This window comes from Maricaulis sp. (assembly GCF_030149515.1).
In the GTDB taxonomy this organism is placed as follows: Bacteria; Pseudomonadota; Alphaproteobacteria; order Caulobacterales; family Maricaulaceae; genus Maricaulis.
In genome coordinates, this window is sequence record NZ_JASBRI010000020.1 from 38,803 (window position 1) to 63,398 (window position 24,596).

Here is a 24,596-nt window from a genome sequence, read left to right on the forward strand (position 1 = left end):
ACGAAGAGCCATGGCCCGTTCCGATACCGTCTATGTCTGCCAGGCCTGTGGTTCGACACATCCCAAATGGGCCGGCCGCTGCGACGATTGCGGCGAGTGGAACACGCTGGTCGAGGAAGCGGCTCCGGCGCCGCTGGGCACCCAGGCCAGCGCCCCGAAACGGCGCGGCCGGGCGGCCCGGCTGGACCTCGTCGACCTGGGGGCGGAAACCCCCGAAACGCCGCGCCTGATCTCCGGGATCACCGAACTCGACCGCGTCTGCGGCGGCGGTCTCGTGCCGGGGTCGGCCATTCTGGTCGGCGGCGATCCGGGAATCGGCAAGTCGACCCTGCTGCTGCAGCTGATGGCCCGTATCGCTTCGCAAGACACGCGCGCCATCTACATTTCCGGCGAGGAGGCGATCGACCAGGTGCGCCGCCGCGCCAAGCGGCTGGGCCTCGCCCAGGCACCGGTCGCCCTCGCGGCGGAAACCTCGCTGAACGACATTCTCGACGGGCTGAAGAGCGAAGGGCCCGATATCGTGGTCATCGACTCGATCCAGACGCTGTGGTCCGACCAGCTCGCCGCCGCACCGGGCACGGTGGCCCAGGTCCGCGCCTGCGCCCAGGAACTGGTGCGCTTCGCCAAGAAGCGCAATTGCACGGTCATCCTCGTCGGCCACGTCACCAAGGACGGACAGATCGCGGGACCGCGCGTGGTCGAACACATGGTCGATGCCGTGCTCTATTTCGAAGGCGAGCGCTCGCACCAGTTCCGCATCCTGCGCGCCGTGAAGAACCGGTTCGGCCCGACCGACGAGATCGGCGTGTTCGAGATGGGCGACATGGGCCTGGCCGAAGTCGCCAATCCGTCCTCGCTCTTTCTCGACGGGCGCGGTGAAGCCAATCCCGGCGCCGCGGTCTTTGCCGGCATGGAGGGCACGCGGCCGGTCCTGTCGGAAATCCAGGCCCTGGTCGCCCCGGCCGCCTTCGGCACGCCGCGGCGGGCCGTGGTGGGCTGGGATTCCGGGCGCCTGGCCATGGTGCTGGCCGTGCTGGAAGCGCGCTGCGGCTTCAACATTTCCAATCGCGACATATTTCTCAATGTGGCGGGCGGGTTGAAGATCACCGAGCCGGCGGCCGATCTGGCTGTCGCCGCGGCGATCGTTTCCTCCGCCATGGACGTGGCCCTGCCGGCCAAGGGCGTCGTTTACGGAGAAATCAGTCTTTCCGGCGATGTTCGTCCTGTCGGCCGCAGTGATTCGCGCCTGAAGGAGGCCGCCAAGCTGGGCTTCACCGAAGCGATCGCCCCGCAGGCCGCCGCCGACGAAAAGGCGCCAATACGCGTGCGCGGCGTGGCCACGGCACTCGATTTGGTGCAAACTTTGAAGGCCTTGGCGGGCGAATAAGGAGCAACGCCGATGGACAGCACCCTAAGCGCATTCGACGGGATCGGTCTCGCCCTCCTTCTCGCATCGGGTCTGCTGGCACTGGTACGCGGCTTCGTCCGCGAAGCGTTGTCGGTCACGGCCTTCGTCGCCGCCTCGCTGGCAACGCTCTGGTCCCTGCCCGCCTTCATCGGCCCGGCGCGCGACATTATCGATCCGGACTGGCTCGCCCCGCTCGCCATCGGCGGCTTCGTTTTCATCGTGATCTATCTCGCCGTCACCTTCGTGACGAGTTCGCTGTCGAAAGGTCTGGCCAAGGGCGAGGATGTCAATGTCGTCGACCGGACGCTGGGTTTCGCATTCGGCCTTGTCCGCGGCATGGTTCTCTTGGGTCTGGGTGTGATTTTCCTCGCCGCCACCTTCGGCGAAAACGGCCGTCCGCCCGGCTGGGTTACAGAAGCGCGCATCTATCCCATGGTCAGCGCCACCGCACGCGCCCTGCAGACGCTGGCACCGGAAACCTCGCGCCTGGCCGAGACCCGGCCCCTGCCCGGCGGCGAGCGCGACCCGATTGCAGAAACAATAAGAAATAATGACAGCTCCTATAGAAGCCGCGACCGAAACCGACTAGATGAGCTCATCGGTTCGACCACGGATGACCAGGACGACGACGGATGAGCTGCAACCCCGCCATTCCTGCCACGCTGACCTACGATCCCGAGACAGATCGGCCGCAGGAAGAATGCGGTGTTTTCGCTGTTTACGGGGCCGAGGACGCCGGCGTGCTCACGGCGCTCGGGCTTCACGCGCTGCAACACAGGGGTCAGGAAGCCTGCGGCATCGCGACCCATGACGGGTCGCGTTTCCATATCGAACGCTATCTGGGCCTGGTGGGCGAAAACTTCACCTCGCCGGACATGCCGCAACGCCTGCCCGGACGCGTGGCGATCGGTCATGCCCGCTATTCCACGCAGGGCGCCTCGGTGCTGCGCAATGTCCAGCCGCTCTATTCCGACGTACGCGGCGGCGGCATCGCGCTCGCTCACAACGGCAATCTGACCAATGCCCGCGTTCTGCGCGAAGAACTGGTCAATCACGGCGCGATCTTCCAGTCGACCTCGGATTCGGAAGTCGTCCTGCACCTCGCGGCCCAGTCGAAGAAGACCAAGCTGACCAATCGTGTGCTGCAGGCGCTGAAACAGGTCCAGGGCGCATTTGCCTTTATCGCGCTGGTCAATGACCGGCTGATCGCGGCCCGCGACCCCTACGGCATTCGGCCTCTCGTGATGGGCAAGCTGGGCAATGCAACCATTTTCGCATCCGAGACCTGTGCGCTGGACATGGTGGGTGCCACCTTCGAGCGCGACGTGGAGCCCGGTGAAGCCGTGGTCGTAAATGAAGAGGGTGTGCGCACGGAACGCTTCGCCCCGGCGCATCCGGCCCGGGTCTGCGCCTTCGAATACATCTATTTCGCCCGGCCCGACTCCGTCATCGGCGGCCGCAGCGTCTACGAGGCGCGCAAGCAGATGGGCCGCCAGCTGGCGCTGGAAACCCCGGCCGATGTGGATGTCGTCATTCCGGTGCCCGACAGCGGCGTACCCGCAGCGATCGGCTTTTCGGAAGCTTCGGGCATCCCCTTCGAAATGGGCATTATCCGCTCCCACTTCGTCGGACGGACCTTCATCCAGCCCACCCAGGACCGGCGCGACCTGTCGGTGCGCCGCAAGCACTCGGCCAATGCCGCCGCCGTGCGCGGCAAGCGGGTTCTGCTGATCGACGATTCCATCGTGCGCGGCACGACCTCGCTGAAGATCGTGCGCATGATGCGCGATGCCGGTGCCGCCGAAGTCCATTTCCGCTCGGCCTGTCCGCCGATCAAATTCCCCGACTTCTACGGTATCGACATGGCCGGCCGTTCCGAACTGATCGCGGCAAACATGGAGATCGGGGAGATGACCGAAAAGCTCGAGGCCGACAGCCTCGGCTTCCTCTCGGTCGAGGGCCTCTACGAAGCCGTCATCGGCGGGCCGCGCAACGACAAGGCGCCCCAGCTGGCCGACCACTATTTCACCGGCGAATATCCGACCCGGCTCGTCGACCATGACCGGGACCTGTCCGCCAAGGAATTCCAGCTCTCGCTACTGGTGGACGCATGACCCCAATCGATCTCAAAGGCCGCCTCGCTCTGGTGAGCGGGGCGTCGCGCGGTATCGGCTATGCCCTGGCGCTGGAACTGGCCAGGGCCGGAGCCCACGTCATCGCCACCGCCCGCACCCAGGGCGGTCTGGAAGAGCTGGACGACGCGATCCGCACTGCCGGCGGCACGGCCACCCTGGTTCCCATGGACCTGATGTCGGAAGACGGGATCGAGCAGCTTGGCCAGATCGTCAACGAACGCTGGGGCAAGCTGGACATTCTCCTCGCCAATGCCGGCGCGCTGGGCGAGCTGACACCCGCCGCTCAGGTCAAGGCCAAGACCTGGCAGAATGTCGTCGGCATCAACCTGATCGCCCCGGCCCGCATGATCCGCGCCTTCGAGGGACCGCTCCTGGCCTCGGACGCCGGCCGCGCCGTCTTCGTGTCCTCGGGTGCCGCCGGGTCGCGCCGCGCCTTCTGGGCGCCCTACGCCGCGTCCAAGGCGGGCCTTGATGCACTGGTCCAGTCCTGGGCGAACGAACACGTCAACAATCCCGGCCTGCGCATCAATGTGGTCTATCCCGGAGCCATGCGCACCCGCATGCGCGCCAAGGCCTTCCCCGGAGAGGATCCGAACTCGCTTCCCGAACCGGCAGCGCTGTGGCCCATGGTGGCCGAACTGGTTTCGCCGGAGTGCAAGCGCCATGGCGAAATCGTGAGTTTCAGGGGATAGCACACCCCGTCCGTCAACTTGACGTGAAAGGCCGGCCCGCGGCTTTCGCCCGGCGGCAGGGCCTGCTAGCCCGTCAGGCCATGACTGACCGTCCCGACATCGAATTCGTCCGCCTGTCCGATATCCCGCGCGCGGAAATCAACGCGCACATGTCGGATCCACGCGTGGGCCGCCATCTGCCCTTGCTGGCCGGCCGTTGGGACCAGGCCGCGTGCGATGCCTTCCTGGCAGCCAAGCAGGCTTGCTGGGACCGCGACGGGCTGGGTCACTGGGCCATTCTCTGCGATGGCACATATGCCGGCTGGGGCGGTTTCCAGAAGGAGGACGGGGAATGGGATTTCGGCCTGGTGCTGAAACCGTCGCATTTCGGACTGGGCGCACGCATCGCCCGCAAGGCGCTGGCATTCGCGCGCGCTGACGATCGTATTCCCTACGTCACCCTCCTGCTGGCCCCGTCGCGCCGGAATTTGCGAGGGCTGGACCGGCTGGGCGCCCGGCCTGTTGGCGAAGCCGTGCACGAGGGCCAGCGCTTTCTCAAATTCCAGCTGGATACGGCCTAGCCACAATGGGCCGCTTGCCATCGCGGCCGGCCATTGTGCAGGGGTCCTAGGCCTTCTTCCCGCCGGACCCGCCGCGATCGCCGTCCACATAGGGATTCTTGCCCGCCTTCACGATCAGGCGAATGGGCACGCCGGGCAGCTCGAAGGCCTCGCGCAGGCCGTTGACCAGATAGCGCTTGTAGCTTTCCGGCAGGTCAGCGGCGCGCGAGCACATCATGACGAAGGTCGGCGGACGGCCCTTGGTCTGGGTGATATAGCGCGGCTTGATACGCCTGCCGTTTACCGATGGCGGCGGATGCCGCTCGATCATCTCGTGCAGCCAGTCATTCAGGTCGCGCGTCTTGACCTTGGCGTCCCAGTCCTCGTGCAGCTTGGCCAGGGCCGGCATCAGCATGTCGAGCCCCTTTTTCTTGACTGCCGAGATAGGCAGGATCGGCGCGCCCGTCATCTGGGGCAAAAGGCGTTCGAACTCCACCCGGATATCCTTGATGAAGGCCTCGCGGTTCTCAACCAGATCCATCTTGGACACGGCGATCGCGACCGCCCGGCCTTCCTTGTAGGCCATGTCGGCCAGGTGCAGGTCCTGCTTTTCCAGCGGGTGGCCGGCATCCATCAGCAGGAGCACGACCTCGGCAAACTTCACGGCACGCAGCGTATCGGCGGCACTCATGCGCTCCAGCCGGTCGGAAACCTTGCCGCGTTTCCTCAGACCCGCGGTATCGTGCAGGCGCACGCGCCGCCCGTCCCACATCCAGTCGACGGATATGGCGTCGCGGGTGATCCCCGCCTCCGGACCGGTGATCAGGCGTTCCTCGCCGATCAGCGCGTTGATCAGCGTGGATTTTCCGGCATTGGGCCGGCCGATCACGGCGATGCGCAGCGGCGGCTCGTCCTCGCGGTCGCGATGGCGTTTGGCGGCCCTGGCCAGATCGCCCAGCCCCTCTTCCACCGCCTCGTAGAGTTCGCCGATACCGCCGCCATGGGCGGCCGAGAGCGGTACCGGTTCACCAAGACCCAGGGCATAGGCGTCCATCAGCCCGCCTTCGCCGATCCGGCCCTCGCACTTGTTGGCCACCAGTACGACCGGCTTGCCCGAGCGGCGGATGACATCGGCGAAGGTCTGATCCAGCGGTGTGACACCGGTGCGTGCATCGACCAGGAACAGGCACAGATCGGCGTCGCGAAGCGCGATCTCTGTCTGGGTGCGCATCTCTGCGTCCAGCCCCGCCTTCTCGCCATCGTCATAGCCGGCGGTGTCGATGAGCAGGAGCGACATGTCGCCCAGCCGGCCGCGCGCTTCGCGGCGGTCGCGGGTCACGCCCGGGCGGTCGTCGACAATGGCCAACGGCTTGCCGGCCAGCCGGTTGAAAAGGGTTGATTTTCCCACATTCGGCCGTCCCACGACGGCGATGCGGGGCAGATGTGCAGTCATGCGTTTGCGCCTTGGAGCCCGCCCGCGTGATTAGCAAATCGCGCGGGCGGCTCAAACTTCTTGTTGAAGGCGCAGTCCTGGCGCCTAGCGGAGCGCGATCAGCCGCGCCTCGTCGGTGACCACATATACGGTTTCGTTGGCAATGACAGGTCCCACGAACACATCGTCGCGCAGATCCGTCTCGCGCAGGATCTCCCCGTCATAGGCATTGAGAAGAACACCCTGGCCATCGCTGGAGGCGACGAAAACCCGGCCGCCGGCCAGAACCGGCCCGGTCCAGGCGATGCGGTCGCGGCGCTTGTTCGGGTTTTCGAACAGATCGAGCTGGGTGATCCACAGCACGCTGCCATCACGCCGGTCGAGACAGACGATCTCGGCTTCATTCGTGGTGATGTAGAGATAATTCCCCGCCACCCAGGGCGCATGTGCGCCACCGGCAGGCTGCGTCCACAGCCGCTCGCCCGTACGCAGCGAGATCGCCACCAGCATCCCGGAATGGCTCATCGCATAGACGGTGTCGTCCATGATGACCGGGCTGCCGGCCACGTCATTGATATCCGAGAGCGCCGTCAGACCGGCCGAACCGGACAGGCTGTCCGACCAGATCGGATTGCCGTTCTGCACGCGCTGGGCAATCAGTTCGCCCGAGGCAACGGGGGCTACCACGAGAACGCGGAGCACGGCCGGGCTCGGCGCGGTCAGGAGGCGCGCCGTTTCGATAATACCCTCATAGGTCCACATCACCGTGCCGGTATCGGCTTCCAGCGCCAGCAGCTGATTGTCGTCCGAGGTCACGAAGACGCGTCCCTCGGCAACGGTCGGCGCGCCGTGGAAGGGAACCAGCGTATCGGTGCGCCAGATCTCGTTGCCCGACGCCGCGTCGAGTGCCACGAAATAGTTATAGCCCGCATGGGCGAAGATACGGCCGCCGTCGAAGGCAATCGCGCCCCCGAAGGCCATGCGGTCGCGCCGGGTCGGCCCCGTTAGCCGGGTCGACCAGATCCGTGCGCCCGTGTCGGCGTTGTGGGCGGAAACCTCGCCGTTGGCGTCGATCGTGTAGATGCGGTCTTCGGCCACGACCGGCCGGGCAATCAGGCGGCGGTTATTGTCCGAACCGCGGCCATAACTCTGACGCCAGGCCACATCCAGCGGACCGCTGGCCTGGGTGTGCTGCAGCGCGTGCGTGGGATAACCGCCGGGCTGGGACCAGATCCGGTTCACATAGGCCGTCGGCAGGTCGATCGGCGCCGCATCGGCATCGAGTTGCAGGCCCTGGTCGAAACTCATGATCGAGATACGGCCGTCATCAGGGGCGATACCGTTGATTTCGTCATCGTCACCACCGCCGAATCCCGGGATGGCATTGATCGGATTGGGCACAGAAGAACAGGCCGCAAGCGGCGCGATCAGGGCGGCAAGCCAAATCGAACGGATACGCGTTACATCAATCATCGCCTGAATCCCCGGCGGTCTGGTCGTCGGTGGGTGAAATCTCGGACTCGGTTGCAGCGGCATCGCGCTCGATCACCGCCAGCGCCTCCTGGGCGCGGCGGCGCACACCATCGGACGCCTCGAAGGCGAAACTGATGAACTGGTAGGCCTCGCGCGCCCGTTCCAGATCGCCATCGCGCAGCGCGGCCGCGCCGATGGTCTCGCGCGCCAGAAAGCGATAGGGCGAGGTGTCGGAGGTGAGCGGCGACAAGCGGATTTCCACATCGGCGAAGGAGAGACTGTCCCAGCGTGCCCAGACAGCGCGGATCTCGGCCAGATCGCGCAGGAGGGGATCGGAGGCGGTCCCGGCGGCCCGCTCGAACCAGCCGGCCGCAGCGTCGCGATCGCCCTGTTCGAGCGCCAGCGCGCCACGCTGCATCATCGCCAGCGCGGGATAGCCGGCGGCCCCCTCTTCGGCCAGCGTCTCGAATCCCGCGGCGGCCACGGACAGCTGATCATTGCCCGCAGCACGCATCGCCGAGATGAAGGTTTCGGACGACGCCTCGCGCTGGGACATCTGCCACGCCTGCCAGCCCTGATAGCCGGCTGCACCGGCGATGATCGCCAGCGCGGCGCCCAACGCCCAAGGCCCGTATTTCCTGAGGAGATCCTGGTACTTGTCCCGGCGAAGTTCTTCGTCGACTTCTTCGAAAATATCGACCACGTCGATGCGGCTCCGTGTTGTGTGCGGCAATGCCCAATGAATGTGCGCGGGACCCTAGCGTCAGCCGCGCCGAGCGGCAACAGAACTCAACCGTCCTTGCGGACCAGGTTGTAGACCTGTTCGCCGGCGGGGAAGCTGCGATTACGCACTTCCTGGGCATAAAGCGCCACTGCGGCATCGGTGCGTTCGGCCATATTGTCATAGCGCTTGACGAATTTCGGCGTCCACTCGAACACGCCCAGCATGTCGGGTGTGACCAGGATCTGGCCGTCACAGGCCGCCGATGCGCCGATCCCGATGGTCGGCACGGAGACGGTCTGTGTGATCTCGCGCGCGAGGTCCTCGGCCACGCCTTCGATGACAATAGCAAAGGCACCGGCATCGGCTGTGGCGGCAGCCTCGTCGATAACGCGCTGGCGTTCGACATCGGTCCGGCCCTTGGCCTTGAAACCGCCTTCCGCCAGAGCCGCCTGGGGCCTCAGGCCGATATGGCCGATCACCGGGATCGATCGCTGGGCCATGAAGTCGATGGTCTCCGCCGCATAGGTGCCGCTTTCGATCTTGATCGCCTGGCACCCCGTCTCCGACATGATGCGGGCGGCATTGTCGAAAGCCTGTTGCGGCGAGCGCTCATAGCTGCCGAAAGGCATGTCGACGGCCACGAGGGCCCGCTTGGCACCGCGCATGACGGCCTGGCCATGCAGGATCATCATCTCCAGGGTCACGCCGATCGTGGAATCGAGCCCGTGCACGACCATGCCGACACTGTCGCCGACCAGCAGCAGGTCGCAGTGCGGGTCGAGGAGACGCGCCATCGGGGCGTCATAGGCGGTGAGGCAGACGACGGGCTCGCCGCCCTTGCGGGCGCGGATTTCGGGCGCCGTGATCCGGCGGGTCTTGGATTGGGCGGACATGATTTGCGCGTCTCCGGTGGTTTAGCGGAGCCTAGCGCACCATGCTGCAGCGCAAAAGCCTGTGCTTGAAATATCTGCGTCGTCAGGCAATGCGGCGCGGCAGGATTGCAGCCACGAAACCCACCGCCACGGCCATTGCGCCGGCCGCCATTACTTCCGGCGACATCAGGAAGCCGGCTGTGGCCATCAGCCCTTCTGACGGCAACTGGACATTTCCGAACAGGTTCTCCAGCTGCGTCCCGGCGATCGCCGAGCCCGTGGACCCGGCCCCGCCCAGGATCAGTACGCGCTTGCGGTCGGGATTGGCGAGCCGCTCCATGACACGCCTGGCGAAGGCATCGCTCTCCGTCTCGCGCTCGAGCGGCGCGGCGGCGTCCGCAAAGGCCGCCTTCAGCCTCTGATCGAATGCATCGTCCATGGTCATGACGCCATCACCTCCGACTCGTGGAAGTAGGCCTGGAGTTTGGCCCGCCCCCGGTTCACATGCGACTTCACCGTTCCCAGCGGCATGCCCGTCGCCTCGGCCGCTTCGGAATGCGACAGGCCACAGGAATAACACATCACCACAAGGGTACGCTCTTCTTCCTTCAATGTGGCCAGGGCCCGGTCGAGATCAACCACATTGCCCATGTCGCGCGGCGCTTCGGTATCCTCGATACCGCTCTGGAGCTTTTCCATCGCCCGTTCCGTCGACTTGCGCTTTCGCGCGGACTTCAGGAACTCGGTATAGGCGATCGAGCAAAGCCAGGACTTGAACGTGCCGGTCCCCTTAAAGGACCCGATCTTCTCATAGGCCCGGATAAAGGCGTCCTGCGCCAGATCGTCAGCCAGGGCGTGATTGCGGCACATGCGCTGCAACATCGCCCGCACCAGGCCCTGATGGCGCCGGACCAGTTCCCCGAACGCTGCCGGATTCTTCGTGGCAACGACCAGGGCGACAAGTTCTTCATCCGGCGCCATCATCGGCACGCCCCCTGAATCCGGCTCAGTCTTTCTTCTTGTTCAGCAGGCCAAAGCCCAGCAGCACCAGACCGATAAAGCCCGGGAAGGCCGACATGCCGAGGAAGACCATCAGCGTCTCTCGGTCACCGTCACCGAATTCCATGGCCGAGATCGTCCAGCCGAACACGATCAGTGCCAGGGCCACCGCGACCAGGATCGCCCCTGACTTCGTGTCGCCGTTCGAATCCTTGCGCGGCATGCCCAGGGCCCGGATCGTTTCCGGGGTCATCTGCTGGCCTGACCGGATCGCCTCCTGCACCGTCAGCAGTGTGGCCTTGCGCTTTTGCGTGCCGGCGTTGACCGCGATGAAGACGATCAGCACAACCATCGCGAACAAGCTCACCGGGACAATGATTTCAACACCCATTTCAACCTCCGTTGCCGGCAGCACTGCGCCGCCTTTGTCCCCTTGATGCACCGGGACCCGAATTCGGATGCAGGCGGACTATCCGATGATCGCCACGCCGAACAGATACATGTGTGTATTGATCAGGACCAGTGCCGCCAGGACCCCCAGGACAATGGCCGTCAGGTCGCCGCCCCATCCCTTGACCACCGGTGGCGGCGTCTCGCGCATCCAGGCCGAGACGAAGGTGATCGACGACCAGACGAAGAAACCGCCGAACAGAAGCATCGCGGCCAGTTCGCCATTGGCGAGAAGATGCGCGCCCGACCACAGGACCACGCCCGCCAGCATGGGGTGGCGCACCCAGCGGCGGATATGCCCGGGCGCGTAGGCCGAAACGATCAGGATCAGCCCCAGCGGGACCGCCGCAAAGGCGACATGCCGCGACCAGGCCGGTGGCGCCCACACGGCGATGCTGGGATGGGCCAGTATCTTGCCGTAGATGATCAGCGCGAACCCGATCAGCGAGATCGCCGTGTAGGCCAGCTTGTATGGCCCCTCGCCCAATCGCGCCTGCAGCGCCGGCCGCGCGCCCGGTATCACCCGCAAGAAGTGGACGCCAAGAAACAGGACAAGACCTGTGACCAGGACCAGCATGAGCACCTCCCCGTTGCTTCCCCGCAACTATAGGCGATTCATCCTTCTGTCAGGGACAAAACCGGCGAGGATGCTGGCTGCCGTCTAGAACAGGCGCAGCGCCGGCCAGCGGATTGTGCGCGTCAGCCAGGCATGCCCGGCAAAGGCGATCAGGCCGGCCACGCCCAGGACCAGGAACAGGTCGTAGAGCGTTCCGCCCAGCGCCGCGGCGATCCCGTCGAGCACGGGCGCAAGCAGCACGGCACCGATCAGCAGCAGGGCCGCCGCCAGCAATCTCAGGGCCAGGTCCACACGGAAGCGACGCAATGCCACCTTCTCCATCACCGCCAGGCGGAACCGGGCATCGGCCGCCGGCGCCTCGCCGGCCCGGAAGAAGGCGTTGAGCGGATCGGCGCCTGTCATATCGGAGTCCGTCATTCGCTCACTCCCAGCAGTTCACTCAGCCGGGCACGGCCGCGGCTGACATGCGATTTTACCGTACCCAGCGGCATATCCAAGACCGCTGCGGCATCTCCGTGCGTCCAGCCGCCGGCCAGGCAGAGGGCCACGCAGGCGCGCTGGTCCGGCGTCAATTGCGCCAGGGCCTGCTGCATGGCCAGCGCCATCTCGGTCTGCGGCGTATGCGCGTCCGGCCGCATATCCTGGTATTCGTGATCGCGTTTGCGCGAGCGGGCCATCGAGCGTGCCCGCCCCTTGGCCTTGCGCCAAGCAATCGCGAACAGCCAGGTTTTGAGCCGGCCGCCCTCCTTGAGCGTGCGTAACCGCGTCCAGGCGCCCAGAAAGACCTCCTGGGCCATGTCGTCGGCATCGGTCTCGTCCACGCAGATCCGCCGCAGGAACCCCCGGACCGGTGCCTGATACCGGTCCACAATGCGGGCGAAGGCGGTGTCCGAGCCCGACCGGGCCGCCGCGACCAGCGCGGCGTCCGTCGGTTCCCCCGGCATCTAGCCGCCCTTGCGTCCGCCGGAGAAGATTGCCGCAGCCAGGAAGGCCAGAGACAGCACGCCCAGGACCATGGACACAAAATACATTTCTTCGCCTACGCCATTGATCATTTCCGTATAGCCGGCATAGGCGAAGACGCTCGCGAGGCCCGCAAACAGGATAACCAGAAAGGCGTGGCCGCCGCCCTTGCGCTCCGTCGGATCGCTCGCCGTCCAGTCATTGGGGTCGTGATCGGCCTTGTCGAGCGAGGCGAGCAGATCGGCCGGGGGTTCCTTGCCCGCAGCGGTATAGCTCTTGATCAGGTCGATCTTTGCCTGGGTGCGCTTGTACCGCATGAAGCTGCCCCAGCCGGCCGCCACGAAAAAGGCGAGCGGAAACAGGAGCCACCAATAGCTGTGAAACAGTTCGTTCATCGATTTGTCCCTCTTGCAATCCGGCACCGTCGGGGCGCCTGTCACCCCTTAGTCGCCACCGGTGGCGCTCCTGGATGCAGGCCTGCAGACATTTATTCCTGCGGCGGGGTCCAGCAGCAGCCCTCGACGAACCGCACGCCCTCGCCGTCCTCCGCATCGACATAGGCCCGCCAGCCATACTGCCGGTCGCTCATGCCGTCGGAACACATGCCCTCGGTGACAACGGCAACACCGCCCGCTTCGCCCCCGAAACGGTAGACGAAGGGCTGGAAGCGGCCGCTGGCCGTGCGGGATTCGCTCACCGCAATCGCCCGCTCCTCACCCAGCGACATCATGTCATGATAGCGGCCCGTACCGTCGGTCCCGATATCCAGCCCCCAGAAGGGCTCCGTGCCGGCACAGCGAAATCCGCCCGGCGCGCCCTGCCCCGGAATCGGCGTCCGGTCCATCGCCGCCAGATAGGCCAGGCTGACCCAGCCTTCACCGCCGCGGACGACAACGCGGCCCCAGCCATGCCGCGTCTCCAGTACTTCCACCATGCGTGCATTGGGCGACAGGGTGGCCACGATGGCGGAGGTCGGACTGGGCGTCTCGCGGATGTTCAGCACATCGGTCTGATCGACATTGACCACACGATGCACGTCCGGCCGGGCGTGGGCCGTGCCGGCGGTCAGGCCGCTCAACGCGGCGCAAAGCGCAGCGACTGCTGTCGGTTTCATGACTTACTCCCCGTTGCGGGAGCACTCTAACGAAGGCCCGTGGCGCCGGCCAGAACGCCGGTCTGCCGGCACCACGGCCCCGCCTGCTAGAACGGCAATTGCGTGAAGTCCGGCAGATCGACCACGATGTCCTGGTCCTCTACCGGCTCTCCCCGCATGAAGCGATGCATCGCCTCGTGCACGTCCGGCGAGCTCATGAAGAGATTGTGCCCGGCATTGCGAACCGTCACCCGGGTCACATTGGCGAGCCCGGCAACGGCTGCCGCCTGGCCTTCCGGATAGGTGCGCCCGTCCAGCGTTCCGGTGAGCAGCAGGACCGGGGTGTCGCCCGCGGGCGGCGCGCGGAAATCCTCGCCCAGGTCGAACCCGTCCCAGACGCCCCGGATCTGCGGCATGGGGAAGTTGAGATATCCACCGACGAGCCCGGTTTCCGCTTGCCGGGTAAATTCGGCCAGCCGCGCATCGGAGATGCCGGAAGCCAGGTCCATCGCAGTCGGCATGGCGCTGAGCGTCAGGGGTTCGCCCGGCGTGTGGAAGCGCTGCAACAGACCGATGGCCAGGCCGGGATCGCCGGCATCGAGCGAGGCGTAGAGGGCCATCAGTATCGCGGCATAGTGCGGATCGGATATCAGGGAGGAGGCGAATTCCTGCATGTGCCGGCGCTGCAGCAGGAAGGGCGCCGTCGAACCATCCGCCTGCGGGATGTGCAGCAGCATCGGCGCGGCCTCGAGCCGGTCATGCACGCGGCGCATCAGGCCGGCAATGTCGGGATAGGCGGTGGCCGCCGCCGGTTGCGTATCGACGGCCGCCTGGAGCCGCCCGAAATAGGCGTCGGTATGGGCCGGCATCTTCACCGTCTGGTCCAGCCCTTCCGCGCTGGCGATGACGACGCGGTCGATCTCGCCGGGGATGTCCTTCAGCGCGGCCAGGGCCAGGTGGCTGCCATAGGAAATTCCCCACAGTGCCACCCGCTCGGCGCCCAGATGCACGCGCAATGCGGAGATATCCTGTATGCTTTCGGCGGTCGTGTAGCCCTCGATGGCGACGCCCTCGCCGCGCCAGTACTCCCCGCACTCCTCGACCGCCGCCCGGTAGGCGCCGGCATAGGCCGTGTCACTCACCGCTTCCGTCTCCGGCACCAGGACCGACGACGTGCAGCGCGGCAATCCGGTGGACCCGCCCGTACCGCGCTGGTCGAAGGCGATGACGTCGCCATGCTGGCGCATCGCCATGAACAGCGGGAAGCGATGAGCCCGCGCCGTGCCGCTGCCCGAACCGCCGGGCCCGCCGGCGAGGTAGACAATGGGCGGCCCTTCGCTCGTCCCGGTGGCGGGAAAGCGGATGTAGGAGATACGGATGGTCCGGCTGTCCGGATCCGACCGGTTCTCCGGCACATCGACATGGCCCTGAAAGGCCTCGACGCTTTCTCCGCTCTGCGCGGTAAAGACGATCGGCTCTTCCGCATAGGCGGAGATATTCAGGCCGGCCGCGCCCAGAAGGGCGGCGGCAAAGTTTCTGACAAGCTGCATCTGACAATTTCCCGTTCTGTGTAGGCCCTCGGCATGCATTCAGACTGGACCGGCAGACCCCCGCCGGCACGGCCCGATCTGTCAACGGTGCCGGCGGACCGGCAAACGGCATCGGCCTTCGGCGGGCGGCGCGCTAAACTGGATGAATGAAACGCTCCATCCCGATCCTCGCCCTCCTCCTTCTGCTCCTGGCACCGCAGGCCCCTGCCCAGGTGCCAATCCTGGTCGACACCGCGACGGTGCGCGCGTGTCCGGCCGGCGGGGCCATGCTGCCGCCGGCCGATTTCACCGGTCCGGACTGTATCGTCACCGACCTCTGGTCACTGGACCCGCAAGGGCGGGAATTGTGGGTCGAAGCCCGGCTCGTTCCCGGTGCCGGACATCTCGCCGGTGAAGCGCCGCTCGGCCTTGCGGTCTCGGGCAAGATGTCGTCGGAGGTCTGGCTCAACGGCACCCGTCTCGGCGCCAACGGCCGGCCCGGCCCGGATCGCGCCAGCGAGATCCCCGGACAGATGGATGCGATCTTCTACGTACCGCGCAGCCTGGTGCGCGAAGGCGAAAACACGGTGGTGATGCACGTGTCCGCCATGCACGGCTTCCTGCGGCTGGCGGCGCCGGTGCACGGCGTGATGCTGACCGCCTATGGCGATCCGGTCCAGCGCATAGCCCTGGCCTACTGGCCGGCCCTGATCACCTTCGGCTGTTTCGTCCTGGGCTTTCTGTTCTTCGGCGTCATGGCGGTTCGCGACGAAGACCGGGAAGGCTCGGCCCTGCTCGCCCTGGCCTCCTTCTTTGCGGGCGGGCAATTGCTCAGCGAGGCCAGCCGCGGCCTGTTTGCCTATCCCTATCCTTTCCACGATTTCCGTCTGGTCCTGATCGTCGGCTTTGCCTTTGCCTTCGGTCTTTGTCTCAACGCCTATCTGTTGCAGAAACTCTCCGGTCTCCGGCTGCGCGCCCGGGGATTGCGCCTGGCCGGGATTGCGCTGGTAATGCTGGGCGTTGTGGCACTCACACCCGGTTTCGACGGCAAGACCGGCTACACCCTGCTGACCGCGACGGGAATCGGCGCCGCCTGGTGCGCGCTGTGGACCTGGCAGCGCAAGCCCGGTGCGTGGATCTATCTGGCTTTGATGACGGGTTTTGCGGCCCTTGTGCCCGTGTTCCAGGGCGAGTTTCTGGATCTCTATTTCTTCATCGCCAGCGCGGCCCTGCTGCTCTTCCTGTTCTACCGCCAGGCCCTCACCCTGGTTCGGGACCGGCAGCGGCGGCGGGCCGAGGAATTGCGCGCCCAGCGCCTGGAAACCGCCCTTGCCGAGGCGCGCCAGCGGCTGGCGCCGGCCCAGTTGCAGCTGGTCAGCGCCGGGCGTGTCGACTATGTCGCAACCGACCGTATCGTCCAGCTCAAGGGCGCGGGCGATTATGTCGAAGTCCACTTCCAGGACGGGCGCACGGCCCTCTACAACGGATCGCTGACGGGTCTGGAAGACGAGCTGCCGGGCACATTCCTGCGCGTGCACCGTTCCCACATCGTCAATACCGCCTTTGTCAGCGCCCTCGAACGCGATGGCTCCGGCATCGGCCGCCTACTGCTATCCAATGGAACCGACGCGCCGGTCAGCCGGCGCATCATGCCGAAGGTGAGGAGTGCGCTGGCTGCGGAATGACCTCCGCGCCCTGCATTCGAAAACCGCCCGGGCTGATCAACAGCGGCCAGCCCGTAATTGCGCGGCCGCCCGGCTAGTGACCGTCCATGGCTTCGCCTCGCCCGGATGCGGGCACCGGTGTCTCGAACGTGCCCGCTTCCAGCTCGGCGATCTGGCGGCGCACCCAGTCCGCGACGGCCGCGCTGGGCAGGAGGCCGCGGCCTTCCGCGACATAGTCCAGACCTTCGAGCACCTCGCCGTAGGGCCCGAAACCGGACAGGCGGTAGGGCACGACCAGGACCCGGCCCTCGTCTTGCGACGCCGCAGCGACCCAGTCCCGGATACGGACCTCCGCAGCCGCGCGCGCCTCGGGCCAGTCCTCGCGCAGGGTCTCCACACGCACCTCGCGCACCGGCATGGCATAGCGCACCGCGTCGGCACGGGCATCGATCCACTCGATCCAGCGCGCATTCTCGGCGTCGTCACCCGGTCCGTGCGCCAGGATGAGGACGCTTTCGTTTTCCGGGTCCTCGCTCATGGCCCGCACGCGTTCGACCAGAACGGCACCCATTTCCGGCGCTTGCGCGAGGCCCCGGGTCGTCAGGGCGAAATCGGCATCGCTCTCCAGGCGCCAGTACTCCATGCGGTGGCCGTGATGCCCCGTCGCCGCCTGCCAGTCCTGCGGCCGCGCCGGCGCGCCCGGCTCCAGGCCGAGGATCCGACGGGTGCGCTCATGCCAGCTCTCGCCGGAGATGAAGATGCGCACCACGCCGATCCGCTCGGCCCCGCGCTCTTCCAGCCGGTCGACCGCCTGCTGCAGACTGACCGCATCGGCCATGCCGAAGGCGAGTTCGAGCCTGTGATCTCCGGCCACGGGTGCGAGCATGGTCTCCACCGAGGCATTCCAGGCCTCGCTACCGCCATGCGCCATGACAAGAACGCCGAAATCATCGTCCTGCGCCTGGCCCGTCGCGGCCATGGAGAGCGAGGCGGAAACAGCGGCAATCAGGGTCTTCATCGAATTCTCCGGGACGAAAGGATTTCCCGGCGTACTGCAAATGGTTCGCAGAAACAAGGCCCGCCGCGGCCGTCAATAGTGCGGCGGGGTCCGGCCCTCCGGCAGCGGCGCCTGTTCCTCCAGCATGTCGATGCGCGACATCAGCTTGTCGATCCGGCGCGTCAGGCGGGCGATCTCCTGTCGCTGTTCGACGGCCACCTGATTGAGTTCCTCGAGCGTCAATTCCTGGTGCGCCAGATGGCTTTCCAGCCGCTCGAGACGGTCGGTCCTGATTTCCGTCATTCCGGCTCCTCCCGGCTGTGTGTGTCCGCGACCAGGTCGCAGGGTTTCATAGGGTCACAGCGGGGCCGGCTGCAAGCCGGTTAAGCGCCCATCCGCCGGCATAAAGCCCCAGGCCGAAAACCGCATGCGTGACCAGAGTGTGCAGACGGGCAAGGCCCGGGCGCGGCGTGCGGCTGGCGGCGATGCCGGCTCCGAAACAGGGCTGCATGAGGAAAAACGGGGCCACGGCACTGCCGGTACCGACGATCAGCGCCGGCAGGAGCCGCGGTTCGGCAAGCCAGCCCGGCCCCCACAATACGACCAGAATGCCGGCAAAGCCGATCCCGGTGGCGTAGTGGGCAATCCAGCCCAGTGCCCGCTCGTGCCTGACCGGCGGCGATGCCGATATCGGGCGATGGACCAGGCGGCCATGCCTCATATGCCCCAGCCAGCGGCCCACCAGCGCATAGTCCAGCGGCGGCACACCGAAGACTTTCCGGCGCAGCCAGGCCCAGGCATCCATCACCGCTGTTGCGGCAAGGCCGATTGCCGGGATGGCGATCCAGTCCGGACCGGGGGCCGTCATGCCCGTTTCCCCTCTGCGCGCGCTTCGATCAGCCAGCAGGCTGCGGTAAACCTCACCTCGCCGCCGCTGACATAGCGGTCGAAGGCGGGCCGGATGGCGGCCAGTACGTCCTCGCGCCGGCCGGGCTCGATGCCGGGAAGGATGCGGCCGACCGGACCGAGCCGGGCAAGATATGTGGAAAGTTCGGCCGCGTCGAAGCGGCAAGGCGTGTCGACCGGACGGATATCGATATCCTGCCAGCGTGCCGCAGCGAGCATGTTCCGGGTCCGCCCGGCATCGGCCAGGGCGAACTGCCCCGGCGCATCCGGCTGCAATTCCGGCAGTTCCGGCAGGAGCGGTGCGGCCGCTTCGGCAGCAGCCGTCATGAACGGGTTTTCCGCCGGCGAGCGCCAGGCCAGCAGCCGCATGGGCGCACCGGGCGTGGACGCAAGGTTGATATTGGAGAAAGCCTCCACTGCCCCGTCGAAGAACATCACACCGAACCGCGACTGTATCCGGTCATAGGCCTCGGGCTCGAACCGGTAGCGCTGGGCATCGGCACAGATGAAGTCGGCGGCAATGCGCGCCTTTTCCGCCCGTTGCCGGGCGGCATCGATCATGGGACGGGAAATGTCGATGCCCGTTGCCCGGCCTGCGGGACCCAGCCGCCCGGCCGCGGCAAGGACCGTGCTGCCGGTTCCGCAACCGATATCAAGCAGGCTTTCGCCCCGGCCGGCCGGCAGGGTTTCGACGAGCAGATCCTCCAGGGGGCTGAATATCCGGTCGAGCAGGGCCTGCGTTTCGACCCATTGGTGGCCGGCGACGCCGTTCCACAGGGCCGAGTGGTCTTCCGCCAGATTGCCGTTGTCGTCCATGCCAGCCTCCTTTTGCGCTTGTGATCGGGACGGATTGCGCGCACCCTGCCACTTCAAGTCAACTTGAGGTCAAGCATGCGGGATCTGGACATTGCAGAGGTCGCCCGGATGTCGGGCGTTCCGGCTTCAACCCTGCGCTATTACGAGGAAAAGGGGCTTGTAGCCTCGATCGGGCGGCGTGGACTGAAACGCCTCTTCGACCCCGGCATCTTGGACCGGCTGGCCCTGATCGCACTGGGCCGGGCCGCCGGCTTCTCGCTCGACGAGATCGGCGGCATGTTCGGTCCCGGCGGCGAGCCGCGGATCGATCGCAGCCGCCTGGCCGAAAAGGCCGAAGAGATCGGCCGCACCATCGACCAGCTGACCGCGATGCGTGAGGGGCTGCGCCACGCCGCCGGGTGCAAGGCGCCCAGCCATCTGGAATGCCCCACCTTCCGGCGGCTGATGCGGATCGCCGTCCGGGGCGGACTGGGCGAACCGGTGCCGTCGGCGGCGCCGCGGCGGCGCGGCTGACGGGCCGGCCGCACACCGGCGGGCTCGACGCCGCGGCCGCAGCAGTCGAATATGCCCGCCTGAGGATCACGGAAAGGATGTGGTGTGGCTTCCATCTACGACTTCACGGCGACCGGTATCGACGGCAAGGAGGTCGCCCTCGCCGACTATCGCGGCAAGGTCTTGCTGATCGTCAACACGGCGTCGAAATGCGGTTTCACACCGCAGTACGAGGGGCTGGAGACGCTCCACAAGGACTTGCAGGACAAGGGCCTCGTCGTGCTGGGCTTTCCGTGCAACCAGTTCGGCAATCAGGAGCCGGGCGATGCCGGGGAGATCGCGAATTTCTGCAAGCTCACCTATGACGTGAACTTCCCCATGTTCGCCAAGATCGACGTCAATGGCGAGAACGCGGCCCCGCTCTATGAATTCCTCAAGCGCGAGGCCAGGGGGTTGATGGGCTCGAAGGCGATCAAGTGGAATTTCACGAAATTCCTGGTCGATCGCGACGGCCATGTGGTCAAGCGTTTCGGCCCGCAGGAGACCCCGGAAAAGCTCCGCGGGGCGGTGGAGGCCCTGCTCTAGATCCGCCAGGCTGCCGGCCGGCCGGCAGCCGTCAGGACAATGCCGATTGCCGTCGCCGCAGCGCCACGTATTCGCGCAACAGGCCGACACGCCGCGGCCGGAAACTCTCCGTGCCGCGCTCCAGGCGTTCGATCCGGGCGACGTGAAAGACGCGATAATCCTGCCGCAGCCGGCAATAAGCCAGCAGCATCAGCGTTTCCTCGCCATAGGACAGACCCAGCGGCCAGATCGTACGCTCGGTGCGCTGCTCCTTGAGGTCGCGATAGGTCATGATGAGGGAGGTTTCCTCCCAGCATGCCTCGCGCAGCATGCCCATATCCACCCGGACCGGCGGCCGGTGGCCGGCGGGAAACCAGGCGCGCATCACCGAATGCAGGGCCTGACGCGACTGGCTGTCCGGCAGCGTGGCGATGATGCGGGCGAGCGCGTCGCGGCCGGCGGCCGTCAGCGCCGCGTCACCTATCCGCTCCAGTCCGCCGACGGCCAGCGTCAGCGCCTCGATCTCCAGTCGCGAAAAACTCTGCGGCGGCAGAGCCGGATCCTCGGTCAGCGTGTAGCCGACGCCCGCGGCCCCGTCGATCAATGCGCCGCCCGCCCGCAGCGTGGCAATGTCACGATAGAGCTGCCGCGGGGATACGCCGGTCTCTTCGGCCAGGCGCGCAGCGGTGACCGGCGCCGGCAGGCGCCGCATCGTGTCCATCAGACGCATCAGCCGGTCGGTGCGCGCCATCATCCCTCCTGCCGTAATCTGTCAGCAGTACGGGTTTAGAACACGGGCATCGCCAACCAAAGGAAAAACCCCATGCCCACTCTCTATCATTCCCCCATGAGCCGCTCCTCCGGCATCGTCACCCTGATCGACGAGCTCGGCGCCGATGTGGAGATCCGCGAAGTGAGCATTCCGCGCCGGGATGGAAGCGGTGAGCCCGACCCGGCCAATCCCCACCCGGAAAAGAAGGTGCCCTATCTGGTCGACGGGGCCGAAACGGTGCGCGAACGCGGCGCCATCATGCTCTATCTCACCGACACGTATCCCGAGGCCGGCCTGGGCCCGATCGAGGGCGAACCCGGGCGCGGCGAGTACCTGTCATGGCTGTTCTACTATCAGGGCGTGATGGAGCCGGTCTTCATCCTGCACTGGGCCGGCCTGTCGCACCCTGCGATCGCTGCCAGCCTGCGGGACATGGACACGATGCTTGCCCGCCTCACCGAGGCGCTGAAGAAAGGCCCCTGGCTGCTCGGCGAGCAATATTCCGCCGCCGATCTTTTATGCTCCAGCCCCTTCCAGTGGTTCTCCGACCTCCTGCCGGACAATCCGGAAATCCGCGACTGGGTGGCCCGCTGTGCCGACCGGCCGGCAGCAAGGCGGACGGCCGAACGGGATGCGGCGGCGCTGCAGCCGGGCTAGGACCCGGCGCGGCGCGGGCTGCGGCGCTTCGGAGCGGCCGGTTCGGGCGCTTCGGCCTCGCGGGCCAGGCGGGCGGCGCGCAGCCTGTTCGTCAGGGCCGTGCGCGCATCGCTCTCTTCCTTGAGATATTCGCGCACCGTGGCGTCGGTGATGTCGGCCTTCGACTTCGACGTCGGGGATTTCAGCTTGAAGAGGCTATCGGCCTCGGTTCTGTCGACCATGAAGCGGTCTCCTTGAAAAGGGTCTGACAAACACAAAAAGGCCGGGCTGATGCCCGGCCTTTCCGATTGCCGATCCGGCGCGCCGGCAACCAGCCGCCGGATGCGCCGGATACCTAGACGGTTTCCAGATTGTCCGCGGCGCTCTTGCCGGAGCGCTTGTCCTGGACGACGTCGAAGGAGATTTTCTGGCCTTCGGACAGCGGCGGCAGGCCGGCACGCTCGACGGCGGTGGCGTGGACGAAGACGTCCGTGGAGCCATCTTCCGGAGCGATGAAACCGAAGCCTTTGGTGGTATTGAAGAATTTAACGGTACCAGTAGCCATGACGAGATCCTTTCAATCAGTCACGTGTAGGTGGGCCCGGTCGGCCGTGTGCCGACAGATACCCGAAGTGTCGAAATTGGAAGGAAGAGCGTCAGGGGGGCGAAAAACCGCGCCCGGAAGTTTCGTCAATCAAGTTCGATGACGGACATATAGGCCGGGACTGTGTCCGAAACAAGGCGGTTGTTTTTTTGGGGGGCGAAATCGCCTCCCACTGTCATCCCGGCCGGATGGCCCGCGCATGCGGGCCGTAGTGCCGGGACCCATAAACGCGAGCGTAGGCCGGAGGCAGGCGCGGTTCTGCCGCTGCCAACATCCGGAAGAAAGCGAGTCTATGGGTCCCGGACTTCCGCCCTGCCTACGCAGGGCATCCATCCGGGATGACAGTGGTGGGCAAATCGGTGAGCGTCACCGGCTTTTCTCAGATAGGTACCTCAGTTCGTGGAAAGATGAGTTCTTTCAGGTACCGAACTGCGTAGATTTCTGGATTATCTTGATCGGGCGAAAGGTAATAGAGGTCATCATGAAAGCCATATCGAGAGAGCACGCGACTTCAGAATGCGAAAAAATTCTGCATGAATCTAAGGCGTACAATATCCAACACTCCATATGTCCCAGCCAAAACCAGACCATCGATCTATTTTTGGAGAGACGGTGTGAGCTAGAGGGGGCTTATCTCGAAATTTTTTCGAAGCTAGCTGACTACCCGGAGGCATTTAAAGAAATTTTGGAGCTAGTCACACGTGCAGGCAAATTATGGAGTCTTGAAGAATGGTCAAAGGCTCGACAAGATCGCAAGGAACTCGAGAGCATCAATCTAAAAATTGAATCCGCCGCAAAAGAATTGGCCAATTTGATTCACGAAAGAAAAATCATAAATAATCGATCACATTTTTCAATAGGCAACCTACACAATATAGTAAACGTAATAGAGAAGGCGTCTAAAAACAATTATGTATATAAATTCCACCTGCGCGAGCCCCTACTCGCACTTCGCGCACGGTTCGACTATAAGTACTGGCCGACGGTGGAGGAATGCTGCATGGCGATCGCATCTGACGCGTCTGAAAGCGTACCAAACGCCAATAACGCGGTTGCCGAGGCGGTCACTAGAAGCCAAAGAAACTCGAAAGCAGACTTCTTCAAGGCACTTCTGGTCGATATCGATGAACTTCTAGAAGACTTTCCTTTTGAAATTCCTGATAATTTCAAGCTATCGGACGAAACTATCGCCACGCTAGGAAACTGCATTCTCGAACTGGAAGCTAATTCTCTCGTAGATGGTCAATATATCAAACGACTCCGACAGGGGATGCGCCATCGTTCGGACTGAACCCGCGCGCCACTATTGGTGATCTTCGTGACCACGCGACCCCAAAACCCCCTCTTCGACGCAGCGGATGAGACGCGGGGTGAGACTTCCTATCTCACTCCACCTCGGCGTCATTTCGCCCAGATGATCCGTAAAAGCGGGATGCACCGCCGGGCCATACAAACCGATCCAGAAGCAGGCACGATCCCCGCTGCAAGTCTCTAGAGAAAAATGAGTTTATGGACCCCAGTCCGCTTTCTTACCCGTTTACGGGATAACGTACGCTCGCTCTTCAATCCGGTCAGGGTTTGGAGGGATTAGGATGACCTCGTCAAATACCCCTTTGTCGACCTTGGCGTCCTTGAAGAGCTCTCGGTCAAAATCATCGAGTCCATGGGCCACGTGATCTACGAGTACGAGCATCCAATTGCGGTACTTTTGTTTGCGAGGTGCAATTTTTTTGCTCTTTTCCTGAATGGCGTGCTCGACGCTCTTTGAAAGGATTTCCAAGAGCCACCCACCAGATGAATCATCAAAACCCCCGCCCAAGACGAACTGACGCCCCAAAGGCTTTGAAGCTTTTACGATTTCGACTTGGACAGTACCCGCCACACGCTGCCAGGTAGACGTTGCGAAGTCACCAGCAAGAAACTCATTCAAGGTTTGAACTAGAGCGCTCTGAAGGACCTTTCGCTTTGGCAGAGGGCGATCAAATTTAATCAAAACAAAGTAGCTGTCGGCACGCCCTTTCGTCTCAAACTTCTCAAGAACTTGACGCACCGTCTTCCACAGCGGAACGGCCGCTTCTTCTATACTCGCAACCTTCCCACTTGACGACTGCACCAGTTGATCAATTCGGCGCACCTCTACAGCAAGCGAGCCATCACAAACGAAATCAGGGGGCACATTTCCGTCGGGCTCGTACTCAATCTTCGCCCAACCTTGACGTTCCAAAAAGACTTTCACCAAAGCTTCGGATCGATCCATCC

31 protein-coding genes are annotated in these 24,596 nt (G+C 64.9%); 10 read left to right on the plus strand and 21 right to left on the minus strand.

From position 1 onward, the window contains the following. The first annotated feature begins 10 nt into the window (after positions 1 to 10). The 5 genes from radA to Q1U94_RS08165 all read left to right on the plus strand — a co-directional run bounded on the left by radA (position 11) and on the right by Q1U94_RS08165 (position 4,795). Positions 11 to 1,387 (plus strand): DNA repair protein RadA, encoded by a 1,377-nt coding sequence (gene radA / locus Q1U94_RS08145; RefSeq protein ID WP_300543256.1) that lies wholly within the window; start codon positions 11 to 13, stop codon positions 1,385 to 1,387. Between the two features lie 12 nt (positions 1,388 to 1,399). Next, on the plus strand, positions 1,400 to 2,044 hold the full coding sequence (locus Q1U94_RS08150) for a CvpA family protein (RefSeq protein WP_300543257.1): 645 nt from the start codon (positions 1,400 to 1,402) through the stop codon (positions 2,042 to 2,044). Beyond that, positions 2,041 to 3,522 (plus strand): amidophosphoribosyltransferase, encoded by a 1,482-nt coding sequence (gene purF / locus Q1U94_RS08155; RefSeq protein ID WP_300543258.1) that lies wholly within the window; start codon positions 2,041 to 2,043, stop codon positions 3,520 to 3,522. The genes Q1U94_RS08150 and purF overlap by 4 nt, the downstream gene beginning before the upstream one ends. Next, entirely contained in the window at positions 3,519 to 4,235 is a 717-nt protein-coding gene (locus Q1U94_RS08160; RefSeq protein WP_300543260.1) for an SDR family NAD(P)-dependent oxidoreductase, read from the plus strand. Before purF ends, Q1U94_RS08160 begins: the two co-directional genes overlap by 4 nt. A gap of 80 nt (positions 4,236 to 4,315) precedes the next feature. Then, the gene (locus Q1U94_RS08165; protein ID WP_300543261.1) at positions 4,316 to 4,795 is read left to right on the plus strand and encodes a GNAT family N-acetyltransferase; all 480 of its coding nucleotides are present in this window, start codon (positions 4,316 to 4,318) and stop codon (positions 4,793 to 4,795) included. A gap of 46 nt (positions 4,796 to 4,841) precedes the next feature. On the opposite strand, the gene der is transcribed toward Q1U94_RS08165, so the two are convergent. The 13 genes from der to Q1U94_RS08230 form a co-directional block, all read right to left on the minus strand. Further along, on the minus strand, positions 4,842 to 6,227 hold the full coding sequence (der, locus tag Q1U94_RS08170) for a ribosome biogenesis GTPase Der (protein ID WP_300543262.1): 1,386 nt from the start codon (positions 6,225 to 6,227) through the stop codon (positions 4,842 to 4,844). A gap of 84 nt (positions 6,228 to 6,311) precedes the next feature. Then, a complete protein-coding gene (locus Q1U94_RS08175; RefSeq protein WP_300543264.1) occupies positions 6,312 to 7,679 on the minus strand; it encodes a PQQ-like beta-propeller repeat protein in 1,368 nt (455 codons plus the stop codon). Continuing rightward, positions 7,672 to 8,382, minus strand: a complete 711-nt coding sequence (locus Q1U94_RS08180) for a tetratricopeptide repeat protein (RefSeq protein WP_300543266.1) — start codon at positions 8,380 to 8,382, stop codon at positions 7,672 to 7,674. The genes Q1U94_RS08175 and Q1U94_RS08180 overlap by 8 nt, the downstream gene beginning before the upstream one ends. Positions 8,383 to 8,468: 86 nt before the next feature. After that, on the minus strand, positions 8,469 to 9,296 hold the full coding sequence (gene panB / locus Q1U94_RS08185) for a 3-methyl-2-oxobutanoate hydroxymethyltransferase (RefSeq protein ID WP_300543268.1): 828 nt from the start codon (positions 9,294 to 9,296) through the stop codon (positions 8,469 to 8,471). Between the two features lie 82 nt (positions 9,297 to 9,378). Next, positions 9,379 to 9,720, minus strand: a complete 342-nt coding sequence (locus Q1U94_RS08190) for a hypothetical protein (protein WP_300543270.1) — start codon at positions 9,718 to 9,720, stop codon at positions 9,379 to 9,381. After that, the gene (locus Q1U94_RS08195) at positions 9,717 to 10,259 is read right to left on the minus strand and encodes a sigma-70 family RNA polymerase sigma factor (protein WP_300543272.1); all 543 of its coding nucleotides are present in this window, start codon (positions 10,257 to 10,259) and stop codon (positions 9,717 to 9,719) included. The genes Q1U94_RS08190 and Q1U94_RS08195 overlap by 4 nt, the downstream gene beginning before the upstream one ends. 22 nt (positions 10,260 to 10,281) lie before the next feature. Further along, the gene (locus tag Q1U94_RS08200) at positions 10,282 to 10,665 is read right to left on the minus strand and encodes a DUF6249 domain-containing protein (protein ID WP_300543273.1); all 384 of its coding nucleotides are present in this window, start codon (positions 10,663 to 10,665) and stop codon (positions 10,282 to 10,284) included. Positions 10,666 to 10,743: 78 nt separating this feature from the next. Beyond that, a complete protein-coding gene (locus Q1U94_RS08205) occupies positions 10,744 to 11,301 on the minus strand; it encodes an NnrU family protein (RefSeq protein ID WP_300543275.1) in 558 nt (185 codons plus the stop codon). Between the two features lie 84 nt (positions 11,302 to 11,385). Continuing rightward, positions 11,386 to 11,718, minus strand: a complete 333-nt coding sequence (locus tag Q1U94_RS08210; protein ID WP_300543276.1) for a hypothetical protein — start codon at positions 11,716 to 11,718, stop codon at positions 11,386 to 11,388. Continuing rightward, positions 11,715 to 12,245, minus strand: coding sequence for an RNA polymerase sigma factor (locus tag Q1U94_RS08215; protein ID WP_300543278.1), 531 nt, complete (start codon positions 12,243 to 12,245; stop codon positions 11,715 to 11,717). Before Q1U94_RS08215 ends, Q1U94_RS08210 begins: the two co-directional genes overlap by 4 nt. Then, positions 12,246 to 12,659: a hypothetical protein gene (locus Q1U94_RS08220; protein ID WP_300543279.1), complete on the minus strand. Its 414-nt coding sequence runs from the start codon at positions 12,657 to 12,659 to the stop codon at positions 12,246 to 12,248. A gap of 92 nt (positions 12,660 to 12,751) precedes the next feature. After that, on the minus strand, positions 12,752 to 13,378 hold the full coding sequence (locus Q1U94_RS08225; RefSeq protein ID WP_300543280.1) for an SH3 domain-containing protein: 627 nt from the start codon (positions 13,376 to 13,378) through the stop codon (positions 12,752 to 12,754). A gap of 86 nt (positions 13,379 to 13,464) precedes the next feature. Then, complete coding sequence (locus tag Q1U94_RS08230; protein ID WP_300543282.1) at positions 13,465 to 14,907, minus strand: alpha/beta fold hydrolase; 1,443 nt, start codon at positions 14,905 to 14,907, stop codon at positions 13,465 to 13,467. A 146-nt stretch (positions 14,908 to 15,053) separates the two neighbouring features. Between Q1U94_RS08230 and Q1U94_RS08235 the strand changes: the two genes are divergently transcribed. After that, the gene (locus tag Q1U94_RS08235; RefSeq protein ID WP_300543284.1) at positions 15,054 to 16,571 is read left to right on the plus strand and encodes a LytTR family DNA-binding domain-containing protein; all 1,518 of its coding nucleotides are present in this window, start codon (positions 15,054 to 15,056) and stop codon (positions 16,569 to 16,571) included. Positions 16,572 to 16,644: 73 nt separating this feature from the next. Here the strand turns inward: Q1U94_RS08235 and Q1U94_RS08240 are convergent, their stop codons facing one another. From Q1U94_RS08240 to Q1U94_RS08255, 4 genes are all read right to left on the minus strand, one after another. Next, positions 16,645 to 17,568 (minus strand): hypothetical protein, encoded by a 924-nt coding sequence (locus Q1U94_RS08240; RefSeq protein WP_300543286.1) that lies wholly within the window; start codon positions 17,566 to 17,568, stop codon positions 16,645 to 16,647. 72 nt (positions 17,569 to 17,640) lie between these two features. Then, positions 17,641 to 17,850 (minus strand): SlyX family protein, encoded by a 210-nt coding sequence (locus Q1U94_RS08245; RefSeq protein WP_300543288.1) that lies wholly within the window; start codon positions 17,848 to 17,850, stop codon positions 17,641 to 17,643. Between the two features lie 46 nt (positions 17,851 to 17,896). Beyond that, a complete protein-coding gene (locus Q1U94_RS08250; protein WP_300543289.1) occupies positions 17,897 to 18,415 on the minus strand; it encodes a DUF2938 domain-containing protein in 519 nt (172 codons plus the stop codon). After that, positions 18,412 to 19,269, minus strand: a complete 858-nt coding sequence (locus tag Q1U94_RS08255; protein WP_300543290.1) for a class I SAM-dependent methyltransferase — start codon at positions 19,267 to 19,269, stop codon at positions 18,412 to 18,414. Before Q1U94_RS08255 ends, Q1U94_RS08250 begins: the two co-directional genes overlap by 4 nt. Before the next feature lie 75 nt (positions 19,270 to 19,344). Between Q1U94_RS08255 and Q1U94_RS08260 the strand changes: the two genes are divergently transcribed. Together Q1U94_RS08260 and Q1U94_RS08265 are read left to right on the plus strand one after the other, a co-directional pair. Continuing rightward, a complete protein-coding gene (locus tag Q1U94_RS08260; protein WP_300543291.1) occupies positions 19,345 to 19,782 on the plus strand; it encodes a helix-turn-helix domain-containing protein in 438 nt (145 codons plus the stop codon). Between the two features lie 84 nt (positions 19,783 to 19,866). Continuing rightward, positions 19,867 to 20,346, plus strand: a complete 480-nt coding sequence (locus tag Q1U94_RS08265) for a glutathione peroxidase (protein WP_300543293.1) — start codon at positions 19,867 to 19,869, stop codon at positions 20,344 to 20,346. Between the two features lie 31 nt (positions 20,347 to 20,377). On the opposite strand, the gene Q1U94_RS08270 is transcribed toward Q1U94_RS08265, so the two are convergent. Then, positions 20,378 to 21,076 (minus strand): YafY family protein, encoded by a 699-nt coding sequence (locus Q1U94_RS08270; RefSeq protein WP_366917277.1) that lies wholly within the window; start codon positions 21,074 to 21,076, stop codon positions 20,378 to 20,380. Between the two features lie 72 nt (positions 21,077 to 21,148). On the opposite strand from Q1U94_RS08270, the gene Q1U94_RS08275 reads away from it, so the two are divergent. After that, entirely contained in the window at positions 21,149 to 21,754 is a 606-nt protein-coding gene (locus Q1U94_RS08275; protein WP_300543295.1) for a glutathione S-transferase family protein, read from the plus strand. Here Q1U94_RS08275 and Q1U94_RS08280 read toward each other — a convergent pair. Further along, positions 21,751 to 21,975, minus strand: coding sequence for a hypothetical protein (locus Q1U94_RS08280; protein ID WP_300543297.1), 225 nt, complete (start codon positions 21,973 to 21,975; stop codon positions 21,751 to 21,753). The genes Q1U94_RS08275 and Q1U94_RS08280 overlap by 4 nt on opposite strands. Before the next feature lie 113 nt (positions 21,976 to 22,088). Next, on the minus strand, positions 22,089 to 22,298 hold the full coding sequence (locus tag Q1U94_RS08285; RefSeq protein WP_300543298.1) for a cold-shock protein: 210 nt from the start codon (positions 22,296 to 22,298) through the stop codon (positions 22,089 to 22,091). A 520-nt stretch (positions 22,299 to 22,818) separates the two neighbouring features. Between Q1U94_RS08285 and Q1U94_RS08290 the strand changes: the two genes are divergently transcribed. Next, on the plus strand, positions 22,819 to 23,628 hold the full coding sequence (locus Q1U94_RS08290; RefSeq protein ID WP_300543299.1) for a hypothetical protein: 810 nt from the start codon (positions 22,819 to 22,821) through the stop codon (positions 23,626 to 23,628). Between the two features lie 246 nt (positions 23,629 to 23,874). On the opposite strand, the gene Q1U94_RS08295 is transcribed toward Q1U94_RS08290, so the two are convergent. Next, positions 23,875 to 24,594, minus strand: a complete 720-nt coding sequence (locus Q1U94_RS08295) for a hypothetical protein (RefSeq protein ID WP_300543301.1) — start codon at positions 24,592 to 24,594, stop codon at positions 23,875 to 23,877. Positions 24,595 to 24,596: the final 2 nt, after the last annotated feature.

Excerpts from the sequence above, each read along its gene's own strand:
- Q1U94_RS08190 (WP_300543270.1), bottom strand. The coding sequence starts at position 9,720 with ATGACCATGGACGATGCATTCGATCAGAGGCTGAAGGCGGCCTTTGCG.
- der (WP_300543262.1), bottom strand. The coding sequence starts at position 6,227 with ATGACTGCACATCTGCCCCGCATCGCCGTCGTGGGACGGCCGAATGTG.
- panB (WP_300543268.1), bottom strand. The coding sequence starts at position 9,296 with ATGTCCGCCCAATCCAAGACCCGCCGGATCACGGCGCCCGAAATCCGC.
- Q1U94_RS08240 (WP_300543286.1), bottom strand. The coding sequence starts at position 17,568 with ATGAAGACCCTGATTGCCGCTGTTTCCGCCTCGCTCTCCATGGCCGCG.
- Q1U94_RS08230 (WP_300543282.1), bottom strand. The coding sequence starts at position 14,907 with ATGCAGCTTGTCAGAAACTTTGCCGCCGCCCTTCTGGGCGCGGCCGGC.
- Q1U94_RS08285 (WP_300543298.1), bottom strand. The coding sequence starts at position 22,298 with ATGGCTACTGGTACCGTTAAATTCTTCAATACCACCAAAGGCTTCGGT.
- Q1U94_RS08160 (WP_300543260.1), top strand. The coding sequence starts at position 3,519 with ATGACCCCAATCGATCTCAAAGGCCGCCTCGCTCTGGTGAGCGGGGCG.
- purF (WP_300543258.1), top strand. The coding sequence starts at position 2,041 with ATGAGCTGCAACCCCGCCATTCCTGCCACGCTGACCTACGATCCCGAG.
- Q1U94_RS08195 (WP_300543272.1), bottom strand. The coding sequence starts at position 10,259 with ATGATGGCGCCGGATGAAGAACTTGTCGCCCTGGTCGTTGCCACGAAG.
- Q1U94_RS08200 (WP_300543273.1), bottom strand. The coding sequence starts at position 10,665 with ATGGGTGTTGAAATCATTGTCCCGGTGAGCTTGTTCGCGATGGTTGTG.
- Q1U94_RS08235 (WP_300543284.1), top strand. The coding sequence starts at position 15,054 with ATGAAACGCTCCATCCCGATCCTCGCCCTCCTCCTTCTGCTCCTGGCA.
- radA (WP_300543256.1), top strand. The coding sequence starts at position 11 with ATGGCCCGTTCCGATACCGTCTATGTCTGCCAGGCCTGTGGTTCGACA.
- Q1U94_RS08280 (WP_300543297.1), bottom strand. The coding sequence starts at position 21,975 with ATGGTCGACAGAACCGAGGCCGATAGCCTCTTCAAGCTGAAATCCCCG.
- Q1U94_RS08220 (WP_300543279.1), bottom strand. The coding sequence starts at position 12,659 with ATGAACGAACTGTTTCACAGCTATTGGTGGCTCCTGTTTCCGCTCGCC.
- Q1U94_RS08210 (WP_300543276.1), bottom strand. The coding sequence starts at position 11,718 with ATGACGGACTCCGATATGACAGGCGCCGATCCGCTCAACGCCTTCTTC.
- Q1U94_RS08165 (WP_300543261.1), top strand. The coding sequence starts at position 4,316 with ATGACTGACCGTCCCGACATCGAATTCGTCCGCCTGTCCGATATCCCG.
- Q1U94_RS08205 (WP_300543275.1), bottom strand. The coding sequence starts at position 11,301 with ATGCTGGTCCTGGTCACAGGTCTTGTCCTGTTTCTTGGCGTCCACTTC.
- Q1U94_RS08150 (WP_300543257.1), top strand. The coding sequence starts at position 1,400 with ATGGACAGCACCCTAAGCGCATTCGACGGGATCGGTCTCGCCCTCCTT.
- Q1U94_RS08260 (WP_300543291.1), top strand. The coding sequence starts at position 19,345 with ATGCGGGATCTGGACATTGCAGAGGTCGCCCGGATGTCGGGCGTTCCG.
- Q1U94_RS08295 (WP_300543301.1), bottom strand. The coding sequence starts at position 24,594 with ATGGATCGATCCGAAGCTTTGGTGAAAGTCTTTTTGGAACGTCAAGGT.
- Q1U94_RS08250 (WP_300543289.1), bottom strand. The coding sequence starts at position 18,415 with ATGACGGCCCCCGGTCCGGACTGGATCGCCATCCCGGCAATCGGCCTT.
- Q1U94_RS08270 (WP_366917277.1), bottom strand. The coding sequence starts at position 21,076 with ATGGCGCGCACCGACCGGCTGATGCGTCTGATGGACACGATGCGGCGC.
- Q1U94_RS08215 (WP_300543278.1), bottom strand. The coding sequence starts at position 12,245 with ATGCCGGGGGAACCGACGGACGCCGCGCTGGTCGCGGCGGCCCGGTCG.
- Q1U94_RS08175 (WP_300543264.1), bottom strand. The coding sequence starts at position 7,679 with ATGATTGATGTAACGCGTATCCGTTCGATTTGGCTTGCCGCCCTGATC.
- Q1U94_RS08290 (WP_300543299.1), top strand. The coding sequence starts at position 22,819 with ATGAAAGCCATATCGAGAGAGCACGCGACTTCAGAATGCGAAAAAATT.
- Q1U94_RS08275 (WP_300543295.1), top strand. The coding sequence starts at position 21,149 with ATGCCCACTCTCTATCATTCCCCCATGAGCCGCTCCTCCGGCATCGTC.
- Q1U94_RS08255 (WP_300543290.1), bottom strand. The coding sequence starts at position 19,269 with ATGGACGACAACGGCAATCTGGCGGAAGACCACTCGGCCCTGTGGAAC.
- Q1U94_RS08245 (WP_300543288.1), bottom strand. The coding sequence starts at position 17,850 with ATGACGGAAATCAGGACCGACCGTCTCGAGCGGCTGGAAAGCCATCTG.
- Q1U94_RS08225 (WP_300543280.1), bottom strand. The coding sequence starts at position 13,378 with ATGAAACCGACAGCAGTCGCTGCGCTTTGCGCCGCGTTGAGCGGCCTG.